This window comes from Enterobacter mori (assembly GCF_025244905.1).
In the GTDB taxonomy this organism is placed as follows: domain Bacteria; phylum Pseudomonadota; class Gammaproteobacteria; order Enterobacterales; family Enterobacteriaceae; genus Enterobacter; species Enterobacter mori_A.
Genome location: NZ_CP104285.1, coordinates 801,106 through 813,682, shown reverse-complemented (window position 1 = coordinate 813,682; position 12,577 = coordinate 801,106). Strand labels below are relative to the sequence as shown.

The following is a 12,577-nucleotide window of genomic DNA, read 5'->3' as shown; positions in this document are numbered from 1 at the left end:
GTACCCGCATGATGTGTTTAAAGAGTCTGCTTGCGCTGAGATGTTTGAGCGCCAAAGTCACTGATTGCCGTCCAGGTCACCGGGCCATTGGCAGCTTTAGGCAGCGTGAACGTCTGCTCACCGAAAGGCGCAACCATCATTGAAATCGCGCCTGGCGTGGCTTTGGTCTCCACCACCGGGACGCTTTTCCCGCCAACGGCCAGCTCGCCAAATGAGACGTAAAATGGCGTTGGGTTTTTAGCAATGAGCCTGTCCCCCTGACGTCGGAACGTGATTTTTTCGTAGGCCTGCAGGGCGTCATTTTCTTTTAACTGTGCGGGACGCCAGAAAAGTTTCAGACGCGTTTTCATCGCAAACTGCAGCGTATTCTTGTCCTTCAGTTCGGGCGATAAGGCAGAAACCGATTTCACATTCGCCAGAAACAGGGACTCACGATCTGCGGGCAGGCTATTCTTATCGCCGGTGAAAATAATATGTAAAAGGGTCTGACGATTTTCCTGTAATTTATAAACAGGTGGCGTAATGATGAAAGGCGCTTTGGCATCATTGGGATAACTCACCCAGCTCTGCACCAGGTAGCGCGTATGAAGATCTTTATTTTTGAGCGCTATTTGCACTTCAGATTTATTCGATGGATAAATAATTCTCGTGCCGCCGAGAACAATACTTGCCTGCACTGAACCGCAGGAAATAATTAAACAACAACATAATAAATTCAATAAAGTCTTCATACAATGTTCCAGAAGGCAGCCGTTCAGGCTGCCTGTCATTGTTTAGCGATATACATTGTTTAGCGGTATACAACCTCGAATGTTGCTGAGGAGGAATAATGGCCCGCAGTTGGCGCGGTATCACCCACCTGGATCACTTTCGCGGTATAGTTAAAGACGGAAGCCGTCGCCCCTGTCGCGTCGTTATTCACATCTGTACCCGCATCCGGTACTGAACCGTCGAAAAGCACGTCGCCTTTAGAACCGTTCTCATTGCTGACGATAATACCTACATTGGTGGCATTGCCTGCGCCTGAGAGATCGTTCTGAAGGCGCTTATATGCGGCGTCTGTGGTCGTGCCGCTGAACTTGAGGTTCAGTTTGGCAATGAGCGGGTCGCATTTTTTCACTTCAATCTTAAAGGGCTTAGATGTTCCGACCTGTCCATCCGCGCCGAAATCTGAAGGATAGGTATCGGCGAAGGTGACGGTGGAGGTATTGGTCCCCGTACCATCAACATTGATTTCGCAGGTATCCGCCACAATTTTCCCGGCGAAATTTACCGTGCCTGAATCACCTACGGCAAAGACGGGCAAAGACACCGCCGCCAGGATGCTTCCGGCCAGTAAAGTAGAAATAACTGTCTTATTCATAACAATATCCTTATATTTGCTTATGTCGGTATCCATTTCTGGCAAAAATGCTTCCCGCCAGAATGCGCTGTAAATGAGATATCACTCAGGCCCGGAGCTTACATTAATAAGAACACTCCATAAGGAAAGTGAAATTCGCGAGACCGATTACATCAGATTATTCTTTATCCTGTCCAGAGAGTGAGCGAGTAAAATAATTCAAATAAAAGTTAATACCCTGATAATCCTTATAAACATAAGGCTTTAATAATTCTTAATTAGAAATTCACTAAAATTTAAACATGAATAAATGTTAAAACAAAAAAAGGCCGCTTTATGATAAGCGGCCTTTTTATTCAGGAAACTAATTAGTTTCCGCCAAACATATCCTTAATCCAACCCGCTACGCCATCGCTGTCTTTCTTCTCATTTTGCTGCTGCTGCGGCTGTTGCTGTTGCTGTTGCTGCGGCTGAGAAGACTGGTCGAACGGGTTGCCCGTCGGCTGTTCAGGCTGGCTTTGCTGGCACAATGAGTCCGGGTTTGTCGTCCAGACTGGCAAAGTACGCATCCCTCCGCCACAAACAAAATTACCCGAACCATCCACGCCCATATCAACGATATCTTCCGGTGCAACAAGGTTCAGCGGCACCGGGGACTGATTCGCCAGATAACGCTGGTAAATCGACATCGCCCCGCTCGCACCGTACAGTTTGGTCGGCTGGTTGTTATCGCGGCCCACCCAGGTGATCACCACTTCACGGCCATCAATACCGGCAAACCAGGTATCGACGTTGTTGTTGGTGGTCCCGGTTTTACCCGCCAGATGCAGACCTGGGTATTTCGCCCCCAGCTGACGCCCGGTACCACGCTGTACAACCTGCTGCATGGTCCACAGCGTCATATACGCCGCCTGCGCCGGAACAGCACGCTCCGCCTGCGGGAAGCTTTGATAGAGCACGGAACCGTCTTCAGCAATGACCGAGCGCAGCGCAGAAAGCTGTGCACGGTTACCGCCGCTGGCGATGGTCTGGAACGCCTGCGCCACTTCGATTGGCGTCAGGTTAAGCGCACCCAGAATCATCGCCGGGACCGGATGCAGCTGATCTTTCGGCACGCCCAGCTTCTGCCAGGTATCGGTGATAGCAGGCAGGCCCAGCGCCATACCCAGGTTAACGGTTGGTACGTTCATGGAACGCGTTAATGCATCCACCAGCATGACCTGACCGCTGAACTGTTTATCATCGTTCTGCGGTGACCAGACCTGGCCGTTAGGCTGGCGCAGGGAAATAGGCGCATCGGCAATCCAGGTATTCAGACGATACAGATTCGGCTGGCTCAGCGCGGTCAGATAGGTCGCCGGTTTTGCCAGAGAACCAATAGAACGACGCGCCTGCATCGCACGGTTATAACCCGCAAACTGCGGCTCAGCGCCACCCACCATGGCACGCACTTCACCGGTGTTACGGTCAACCACCACCATCGCGGTTTCCAGATCGCTCAGTTTGCGCTGTTTCTTCAGTGCTGGAATGCCCTCAACGGCCGCTTTTTCAGCCGCGTCCTGCGCCACGGAGTCGAAGGTGGTAAAGATCTTCACGCCGGAGAGATCTTTCACCTTATCACCAAGCTTAGACTGCAGCTCCTGACGCACCATCTGCATAAACGCAGGCTGCGGAGAGATCACGCCGCCGCGAGGCTGAACGCCGAGTGGACGCGCGCTCAGCATGTCGTACAGTTCCTGGTCAATCACCTGCTGTTGTTGCAGCAGACGCAGCACCAGGTTACGACGCTCCAGCGCCAGTTTCGGGTTACGCCACGGGTTATAAATAGACGCCCCTTTCACCATGCCTACCAGCAGCGCCTGCTGGTCCAGGCTCAGCTCTTCCACCGGACGGCCAAAGTAGTACAGGCTCGCCAGCGGGAAGCCGCGGATTTCGTTATCGCCGCTCTGACCGAGGTACACCTCGTTCATGTACAGCTCCAGGATACGATCCTTGCTGTAGCGCGCATCCATCAGCACAGCCATGTACGCTTCGTTGGCTTTACGCCAGTAGGAGCGCTCGCTGGAGAGGAACAGGTTCTTCACCAGCTGCTGGGTCAGCGTACTCGCCCCCTGCACGGTACGGCCCGCGGTCAGGTTCGCCAGCACCGCACGGCCGATGGAGTAGAGGCTGATGCCGTCGTGCTCGTAGAAGTGACGGTCTTCGGTTGCCAGCAGGGTATCCACCAGCAGGTCCGGGAAGCCGTTACGCGCTACGAACAGACGCTGCTCGCCATTGGCCGACGAAAGCATGGTGATCAAACGCGGATCGAGACGGAAGAAACCGAACTGGCGGTCATTATCCATATTCTCAATGGTTTCCAGGCGATCGCCGTCGAAGGTCAGACGCGCGCGCACCTGCCCCTCTTTGCTGTCCGGGAAGTCGAACGGACGACGGATCATCTCAATGCTCTTCGCCTGCACCGTAAACTCGCCCGGGCGCGTCATCTTTGTGACCTGACGATACTGTGTGGCCTGGAGCAGTTTGACCATCTCGTTCCTGCTGATGGACATATCTGGCTCAAGGTTCACCATACGGCCATAGACTGCTGCAGGTAACTGCCAGACTTTCCCGTCAATACGGCTGCGGATCTTCTGATCCAGATACACGCCGTAGATCGCGATCAGTACCACAAAAACAATAAACAGCTTCAGCAGCAGCCAGAACCAGCCGCGCTTACCACGAGGCTTCCGCCCTTTGCCTTTCCCTTTACGCGGCATTGGCTCATCATCCTCATAATCGTCTTCGTAGTCATCGTCATACTCCTCATCTCTGAGGCGACGACGACTCACCTTTTCTTTCGCCGGACGCGTTGGCTTTCCCTTACGTCCTATTGGCTCGCGGTCATTCCCCGCCATGCTTTTTCTCCGCAACATTCAGGCGCAAAGGCCAGATTTTCTTATCTTTCACAGGTCTATGAAAGAAGAAATCTCTCAAAATTGGTTTTCTCCCTCTCCCTGTGGGAGAGGGCCGGGGTGAGGGCAACAGGCCGCACGCAACAGGCCGCACAATCCAGCCCGCACTCCCCTTTCATGAATACTTCTTCGTCCGCCGTGTCGGCGCCGTATTTGCCGGGTCGTCCGGCCAGACGTGTTTGGGATACCGCCCCTTCATCTCTTTTTGCACTTCACGGTAGCTCCCCGCCCAAAACGCCCCCAGGTCACGCGTGATCTGCAACGGGCGATGCGCAGGGGACAGCAGTTCGAGCACCAGAGAAACGCGCCCTTCAGCAATGGACGGCGTGGTGGCTTCACCAAACATCTCCTGCATCCTTACCGCCAGCGCCGGAAGATTATCCTCGTGATAACGAATGGCAATCCGGCTTCCGGTCGGCACAGTGTAATGCCCAGGCAGTTCACTATCCAGACGTTGACGTAATGACCAGTCCAGTAAATTCTGTAACGCGGCCTTAACATCGAGCGCTTTCAGCGCCCTGAGCGAATGTACGCCGCTCATTTGCGGCAGTAGCCAATTCTCCAGGGAAGCCAGCAGCGTCTCATCATCGACCATCGGCCAGCCATACTCCGGCAGCCAGCGTGCGGCACAGTGCAGCCGAATACGGTACTGCTCGGCCTCTGGCGTCCAGTTCAATACGCTCAGCCCTTTTTCGCGAATGCCGTTTAGCATGGCCTGATGGAGTTCTTCTTCCGACGGCTTCGCCAGCGGCTTTGTACCTAAGATCAACTTACCGATCTGGCTACGACGAAACGCCTTAAGCGTGCCCTGGTTATCATCCCACTCAACGATATCGGATTGCTGGAGCAATTGCGGGCAGCTGCGCGTCAGGACGTCAATATCAATGGCAATTGCCTGTAAAATACGCGCGTCCGGGGAATGGCTACCCTGCAGTAATAGCGGTGCAACCAGCCATTCATGGCGCGTCAGGGCGTCATCGCTGTCCAGCATCGCCCCCATGCCGTTTGCCAGCTGATAACGTCCGTCCAGCCCGCGACGGCGGGCGATTCGGTCCGGGAAGGCCTGCGCCAGCAGGAAGCCAATACCAGCACTGTCAGGCGAACCACCGCGGCTGTTCAGGCGTTTGCACAGCTGCTGCGCCCGCTGCTGCCAGTTCCCCTGATTGCGCGAAAACGCCTGCCCCAAATCGCTGCTGCCACCGCGAGGCGGCTCCTCAAGAATAGCCGCCAGTTTTGCCGCCGTGGCAATTTCATCTTCGCCCTGCGCTGCCACCAGCATCGCGGCCAGCCGCGGATCGTTGCCCAGCGCCGCCATTTTCTGGCCTCGCGCCGTCAGGCGCTCGCCTTCGAGCGCGCCAAGCTGGGTCAGCAGGTTGCGCGCGGCGGCGAGGTTCACGGCAGGCGGAGGATTAAGCCATGTGAGCTGTTCAGGGTTTGGGCAGCCCCACAGCAGCAGATCCATCACCAGGCCAGACAAATCACTTTGTAAAATTTCCGGCGTACTTTGCTGTGCAGCGCGTTCAGCCTGCTCTGCGCTCGTCAAATGAAGGCAAATGCCCGGTTCAAGACGCCCCGCACGGCCCGCACGCTGCACCATCGATGCCTGGCTGATGCGCTGCGTAAGCAGTTTGGTTAGCCCGGTGCGCGGGTCAAAACTTGCCACCCTCTCTTGCGCGCTATCTACCACCAGACGAATGCCTTCGATGGTCAAACTGGTTTCAGCAATGTTGGTTGCGAGCACCACCTTGCGTTGCCCCGCCGGGGCCGGAAGAATGGCTTTACGCTGATCCTGTAGCGACAATGCGCCGTAGAGCGGGCAAAGCAGCACATCACCGCCTACGCGAGAGGAAAGCTGCTCCTGCACGCGCTGGATTTCACCTACACCAGGCAAAAACAGCAGCAGCGAACCGGGTTCCTGGCGCAGCAGCTCTGCCGTCGCAATAGCAACGGCCTCATCAAAACGCTGATGGGCGGGAAGCGCCTGATAGCGACGTTCAACCGGAAATGCGCGTCCTTCAGAGGTGATGACAGGGGCATCGGGCAATGCCTGCTGCAGCCGCTCGTTATCCAGCGTTGCGGACATAATCAGCAGCCGGAGATCGTCTCGCAGCCCCTGCTGCACGTCCAGCAGCAGCGCCAGCGCTAAATCCGCCTGCAGACTGCGCTCGTGGAATTCATCCAGGATCACCAGCCCGATACCCGTCATCTCCGGATCGTTTTGCAGCATACGGGTGAGGATGCCCTCGGTCACCACTTCAAGGCGCGTTGCGGGGCCGACGCAGGTTTCTGCACGCATCCGGTAACCTACCGTCTCGCCCGTTTTTTCATTGAGCAGTTCCGCCAGGCGCTGCGCCACGTTACGGGCAGCCAGTCTGCGCGGCTCAAGCAGGATAATTTTCCCGTTAATATTCCCCTCTCTGAGGATTTGCAGCGGCAGCCAGGTGGATTTACCCGCCCCCGTTGGGGCATTCAGTAAAACCTGCGGGGCATCGTTGAGGGCAGCGAGAAGCTCAGGAAGGACGGCGACGACCGGCAATGAGGACACTAACAGCTCCAGAGGGTTAACATTAGTCGGCGTACATTGTAGCATCGGCGCATATCATTACCGAGTCCTCCGTATGTCTGAGTCGAAACGACTGTTTTTCGCCATTGAACTTCCCGCCACGCTTCAGCGGCAAATCGTCCGCTGGCGCGCCGAACACTTCCCTTCGGAGGCTGGCCGTCCTGTTGCGGCGGCGAATATGCACCTTACGCTGGCCTTCCTGGGCGAGGTAAGCGCGGATAAACAGCGCGCGTTAGCCATGATGGCCGGGCGCATTTCCCAGCCGGGGTTTACGCTGCACCTTGACGATGCCGGTCAGTGGCTACGCTCGCGCGTAGTCTGGCTGGGCACGCGCAATCCGCCGCGCGGGTTGTTACAGCTGGCAAATATGCTGCGCGCCCAGGCGGCACGCAGCGGCTGCTACCAAAGCCCGCAGCCGTTTCATCCACATATTACGTTGCTGCGCGATGCCGGTCAGGCCGTTGCCATTCCGCCACCGGGCTTTCACTGGGCCTTTCCGGTGACCGAATTTACGCTTTATGAATCTGTCTTTGCACAAGGACGCACCCGCTACATGCCGCTACAGCGCTGGTCGTTGGGTGACGCACTAAGGAAATCCGATGAAGTTTAGTCCTGCTCTACAGCACGCCACGCTGATCCAGCGCTACAAACGCTTTCTTGCCGACGTGATCACACCCGAGGGGGAACAGCTCACCCTGCACTGCCCCAACACCGGTGCGATGACCGGTTGTGCGACGCCGGGTGACAGGGTCTGGTATTCCACTTCAGAAAATACTAAACGCAAATATCCCCACACCTGGGAAATGACCGAGACGCAAAACGGAGCGTTTATATGCGTCAACACATTGCGTGCAAACCAATTGGTGAAGGAAGCGCTAACAAATAATGCTCTCCCTGAACTGATAGGCTACAGCGTGCAAAAAAGCGAAGTGAAGTATGGCGATGAAGGCAGCAGAATTGACTTTATGCTACAGGCGCAAGAACGGCCTGAGTGCTATATTGAAGTAAAATCAGTGACGTTAGCGGAACAGGAAAATGGCTACTTTCCGGATGCGGTAACGCTGCGTGGCCAGAAGCATCTGCGAGAGCTAATGAGTGTAGCGGCGGCGGGCAAACGCGCCGTGTTGCTGTTTGCGGTTTTGCATTCAGCCATTGAACGATTCTCCCCCGCCCGCCATATCGATCCTAAATACGCGCAATTGTTGAATGAGGCACAAAAGCAGGGGGTGGAGGTTTTCGCTTATAAAGCGGAACTTTCTGCCGATAATATGACTCTGAGATCCTCTCTTCCCATTGTCTTATAAGGGAATAGACGATTGACTATTATGTGTTCTGGCCGCGTGCGCAAATACGCTTTTCCTCACAGGCTTGTCAAGTGTTACGTTTAGATAATTGCCATACGGAAAAGCATCTGCTATTTATAGCGACCTGATTTTTCCCCCAACACGGGGATCGATAGTGCGTGTTAAGGAGAAGCAACATGCAAGAAGGGCAAAACCGTAAAACATCGTCCCTGAGTATTCTCGCCATCGCTGGGGTGGAGCCGTATCAAGAGAAACCGGGCGAAGAGTATATGAACGAAGCCCAGCTGTCGCACTTCAAGCGTATTCTTGAAGCATGGCGTAATCAACTCAGGGATGAAGTCGATCGCACCGTTACACATATGCAGGATGAAGCTGCAAACTTCCCGGATCCGGTAGACCGTGCCGCTCAGGAAGAAGAGTTCAGCCTCGAACTGCGTAACCGTGACCGCGAACGCAAACTGATCAAAAAGATCGAGAAAACGCTGAAAAAAGTCGAAGACGAAGATTTTGGCTACTGTGAATCCTGCGGTGTTGAAATCGGTATTCGTCGCCTGGAAGCGCGTCCAACCGCCGATCTGTGTATCGACTGTAAAACGCTGGCCGAAATCCGCGAAAAACAGATGGCTGGCTAATGCCAACCCTCTAACTACTGCAAAGGCGGGAGTCTCTCCCGCCTTGTTACTGTTGATATGTCTGAATCACACTATATTGGGCGCTTCGCGCCATCTCCTTCCGGCGAATTACACTTCGGCTCATTAATTGCCGCGCTCGGCAGCTACCTGCAGGCTCGTGCCCGCCAGGGAAAATGGCTCGTCCGCATTGAAGATATTGATCCTCCGCGTGAAGTTCCCGGTGCAGCAGAAACGATTCTGCGTCAGCTGGAACATTACGGTCTTCACTGGGACGACGATGTACTGTGGCAGTCACAACGCCATGATGCCTATCGGGAACGTCTGGCGTGGCTCTATGAACAAGGGCTATCCTATTACTGCACCTGCACCCGCGCGCGTATTCAGAGCGTGGGTGGCGTCTATGACGGCCACTGCCGCACGCTGAACAACGGTCCTGAAAATGCCGCCGTGCGTATACGGCAGCGTTCCCCGGTGATGCACTTTGCCGATTTACTCTCTGGCGAAATCTCTGCCAACCAACGTCTTGCCTGTGAAGATTTCATCATCCACCGCCGCGATGGCCTGTTCGCCTATAACCTGGCGGTGGTGGTGGACGATCATTTCCAGGGCGTGACGGAAATTGTGCGCGGGGCAGACCTGGTCGAACCGACGGTGCGGCAAATATCGCTTTATCATCAGTTTGGCTGGTCAGCGCCGGATTACATCCACCTGCCGCTGGCGGTCAATGCGCAGGGCGTTAAGCTCTCCAAGCAGAACCACGCGCCCGCCCTGCCAGGCGGCGATCCGCGCCCTGTTTTGATCGACGCGCTGCGGTTTCTCAACCAAAATGTAACCAACGAATGGCAGGATCTGCGCATTGACGAACTGCTGGATCTGGCCGTCGCCCACTGGACGCTCGAGGCCGTGCCAAAAATCCAGCATTCTCAAATGCGTTGCGCTGAGCTATGATTAGCCGCTTTTTTCATAACAAAACACACTACGAGGTGTACTATTTTTACCCGAGTCGCTAATTTTTGCCGTAAAGTGCTAAGCCGCGAAGAGAGCATGGCGAACGACGCTATTGCGCAAAACCGCATGTCGGTTATTCCGCGTGAGCAGCACACTATTTCCCGCAAAGATATCAGTGAAAATGCCCTCAAGGTGCTTTATCGTCTGAATAAAGCAGGCTACGAGGCCTATCTCGTGGGCGGTGGGGTGCGTGATTTACTGCTGGGCAAAAAACCAAAAGATTTCGACGTGACGACCAGCGCCACGCCAGAACAGGTACGCAAATTATTCCGTAACTGCCGTCTTGTTGGCCGCCGTTTCCGCCTCGCGCACGTCATGTTTGGTCCGGAAATCATCGAAGTGGCGACGTTCCGTGGCCATCACGAAGCGGGCGTATCCGATCGTACGACGTCCCAGCAGGGCCAGAACGGCATGCTGCTGCGTGATAACATCTTCGGTTCCATTGAAGAAGATGCCCAGCGCCGCGATTTCACCATCAACAGCCTTTACTACAGCGTGGCGGATTTCACCGTACGGGATTACGTTGGCGGTATGCAGGACCTGAAAGAAGGCCTGATTCGCCTGATCGGCACGCCGGAAACCCGTTACCGCGAAGACCCTGTACGTATGCTGCGCGCCGTGCGCTTTGCGGCCAAATTAAACATGCGCATCAGCCCTGAGACCGGGGAGCCGATCCCGCGTCTGGCAACGCTGATTAACGACGTGCCGCCAGCGCGTCTGTTTGAAGAGGCACTGAAGCTGTTGCAGGCGGGTTACGGGTATGAAACCTACAATCTGCTGCGCGAATACAGCCTGTTCCAGCCCCTCTTCCCAACCATTACTCGCTGCTTCACCGAAAACGGTGACAGCCCGATGGAACGCATCATTGCGCAGGTGCTGAAGAATACCGATACGCGCATTCAGAATGACATGCGTGTGAACCCGGCATTCCTGTTTGCCGCAATGTTCTGGTATCCCCTGCTGGAATCAGCACAGAGAATTGCACAGGAAAGCGGTCTGGCCTATTACGATGCCTTTGCGCTGGCGGCAAACGACGTGCTGGATGAAGCCTGTCGTACGCTCGCGATCCCAAAACGTATCACCACGCTGGTGCGCGACATCTGGCAGCTTCAGCTGCGCATGTCCCGTCGCCAGGGCAAACGCGCCTGGAAGCTGATGGAGCATCCGAAATTCCGCGCCGCGTTCGATCTGCTGGCACTGCGCGCTGAAATTGAAAAGAACCAGGAGCTGCAGCGTCTGGCGCAGTGGTGGGGCGAATTCCAGGTCTCTGCACCACCCGAGCAAAAAGGGATGCTGACCAATCTGGATGAAGAGCCAGAACCACGTCGTCGCCACCGTCGCCCACGCAAACGCGCACCGCGTCGCGAAGGATCAGCGTGACCCTCGCCTATATCGCCCTCGGCAGCAATCTGGCCTCTCCGCTGGAGCAGGTTAACGCTGCCGTTCAGGCGCTCGGGGAGATCCCGCAAAGCCGGATCGTGGCGGTCTCCTCTTTTTATCGCACGCCGCCGCTGGGCCCGCAGGATCAGCCTGATTATCTGAACGCCGCCGTTGTGCTCGACACGGCTCTGAATGCCGAAACGCTGCTGGATAATACCCAGCGTATTGAGCTGCAGCAGGGTCGCGTACGCAAAGCCGAACGCTGGGGACCGCGTACACTGGACCTCGATATCATGCTGTTTGGAGATGAGGTCATAAACACCGAACGCCTCACCGTTCCGCATTACGACATGAAAAATCGTGGGTTTATGCTGTGGCCGCTGTTTGAAGTTGCCCCCGATCTTATCTTCCCGGATGACATCCCACTCAAGTCCATTCTGGACAGCCTCAACGCGGAAAAACCTGCCCGCTGGTAACGCTCTTCCCTTATCGATTAACCTTTAACATTTTGTGGTTAATCGATTACCTAAAATCATTGTTCCCTCCAATGTTACTGTTAGAATGCGCAAAGATTCGTTTTTGGGTTACCAGGAAACAGTATGAAACCAACCACCATCTCCTTACTGCAGAAATGCAAACAGGAAAAAAAACGCTTCGCCACCATCACCGCGTATGACTACAGCTTCGCCAGACTGTTTGCCGAAGAGGGGATCAACGTCATGCTGGTCGGAGACTCGTTAGGGATGACTGTACAGGGACATGATTCCACCCTGCCTGTAACGGTAGAAGATATTGCTTACCACACCCGTGCTGTGCGTCGCGGCGCACCGTCTTGCCTGCTTCTTTCCGACCTGCCTTTTATGGCCTACGCCACACCTGAGCAGGCGTTTGAAAACGCAGCGGCAGTGATGCGCGCTGGCGCCAACATGGTCAAAATTGAGGGCGGCGCCTGGCTGGTGGAGACGGTGAAAATGCTCACCGAGCGCGCCGTGCCGGTGTGCGGCCATTTGGGCCTGACGCCGCAATCCGTCAACATCTTTGGTGGATATAAAGTGCAGGGCCGCGGTGACGCAGCCCAGACGCTGTTTGATGATGCCCTGGCGTTGGAAGCGGCAGGTGCGCAGCTGCTGGTGCTGGAGTGCGTGCCGGTTGAGCTGGCGAAACGCATCACCGACGCGCTGTCAATTCCGGTGATTGGTATTGGTGCAGGCAACGTGACCGACGGCCAGATTCTGGTGATGCACGACGCCTTCGGTATTACCGGTGGACACATCCCGAAATTTGCCAAAAACTTCCTCAACGAAGCGGGCGACATGCGTGCGGCAGTCAGGCAGTATATTGCCGACGTTGAATCCGGTGTGTATCCGGGTGAAGAACACAGTTTCCATTAAGGA

General features: G+C 55.4%; 11 protein-coding genes. 7 read left to right on the top strand and 4 right to left on the bottom strand.

Going from position 1 to position 12,577, the window contains the following annotated elements; genetic code table 11:
* Positions 1 to 17: 17 nt before the first annotated feature.
* From N2K86_RS03830 to hrpB, 4 genes are all read right to left on the bottom strand, one after another.
* Entirely contained in the window at positions 18 to 731 is a 714-nt protein-coding gene (locus tag N2K86_RS03830; RefSeq protein ID WP_260660534.1) for a fimbrial biogenesis chaperone, read from the bottom strand.
* 59 nt (positions 732 to 790) lie between these two features.
* A complete protein-coding gene (locus N2K86_RS03825) occupies positions 791 to 1,363 on the bottom strand; it encodes a fimbrial protein (protein WP_260660533.1) in 573 nt (190 codons plus the stop codon).
* A gap of 347 nt (positions 1,364 to 1,710) precedes the next feature.
* Positions 1,711 to 4,239: a bifunctional glycosyl transferase/transpeptidase gene (gene mrcB, locus N2K86_RS03820; protein ID WP_260660532.1), complete on the bottom strand. Its 2,529-nt coding sequence runs from the start codon at positions 4,237 to 4,239 to the stop codon at positions 1,711 to 1,713.
* A 172-nt stretch (positions 4,240 to 4,411) separates the two neighbouring features.
* Positions 4,412 to 6,841 carry an ATP-dependent helicase HrpB gene (gene hrpB / locus N2K86_RS03815; protein WP_260660531.1) on the bottom strand — a complete coding sequence of 810 codons (2,430 nt, stop codon included), beginning with the start codon at positions 6,839 to 6,841 and terminating at the stop codon, positions 4,412 to 4,414.
* 73 nt (positions 6,842 to 6,914) lie between these two features.
* On the opposite strand from hrpB, the gene thpR reads away from it, so the two are divergent.
* The 7 genes from thpR to panB all read left to right on the top strand — a co-directional run bounded on the left by thpR (position 6,915) and on the right by panB (position 12,574).
* Positions 6,915 to 7,469, top strand: a complete 555-nt coding sequence (thpR, locus tag N2K86_RS03810) for an RNA 2',3'-cyclic phosphodiesterase (RefSeq protein ID WP_260660530.1) — start codon at positions 6,915 to 6,917, stop codon at positions 7,467 to 7,469.
* Positions 7,459 to 8,163 (top strand): DNA/RNA nuclease SfsA, encoded by a 705-nt coding sequence (sfsA, locus tag N2K86_RS03805; protein ID WP_260660529.1) that lies wholly within the window; start codon positions 7,459 to 7,461, stop codon positions 8,161 to 8,163. Before thpR ends, sfsA begins: the two co-directional genes overlap by 11 nt.
* Positions 8,164 to 8,339: 176 nt before the next feature.
* Positions 8,340 to 8,795 carry an RNA polymerase-binding protein DksA gene (dksA, locus tag N2K86_RS03800; RefSeq protein WP_001155232.1) on the top strand — a complete coding sequence of 152 codons (456 nt, stop codon included), beginning with the start codon at positions 8,340 to 8,342 and terminating at the stop codon, positions 8,793 to 8,795.
* Between the two features lie 57 nt (positions 8,796 to 8,852).
* On the top strand, positions 8,853 to 9,743 hold the full coding sequence (gene gluQRS / locus N2K86_RS03795; RefSeq protein WP_260660518.1) for a tRNA glutamyl-Q(34) synthetase GluQRS: 891 nt from the start codon (positions 8,853 to 8,855) through the stop codon (positions 9,741 to 9,743).
* 42 nt (positions 9,744 to 9,785) lie between these two features.
* Complete coding sequence (pcnB, locus tag N2K86_RS03790) at positions 9,786 to 11,183, top strand: polynucleotide adenylyltransferase PcnB (RefSeq protein WP_260661629.1); 1,398 nt, start codon at positions 9,786 to 9,788, stop codon at positions 11,181 to 11,183.
* Complete coding sequence (gene folK, locus N2K86_RS03785; protein WP_260660517.1) at positions 11,180 to 11,659, top strand: 2-amino-4-hydroxy-6-hydroxymethyldihydropteridine diphosphokinase; 480 nt, start codon at positions 11,180 to 11,182, stop codon at positions 11,657 to 11,659. The genes pcnB and folK overlap by 4 nt, the downstream gene beginning before the upstream one ends.
* A gap of 123 nt (positions 11,660 to 11,782) precedes the next feature.
* The gene (gene panB / locus N2K86_RS03780; protein WP_260660516.1) at positions 11,783 to 12,574 is read left to right on the top strand and encodes a 3-methyl-2-oxobutanoate hydroxymethyltransferase; all 792 of its coding nucleotides are present in this window, start codon (positions 11,783 to 11,785) and stop codon (positions 12,572 to 12,574) included.
* The last annotated feature ends 3 nt before the right edge of the window (positions 12,575 to 12,577 follow it).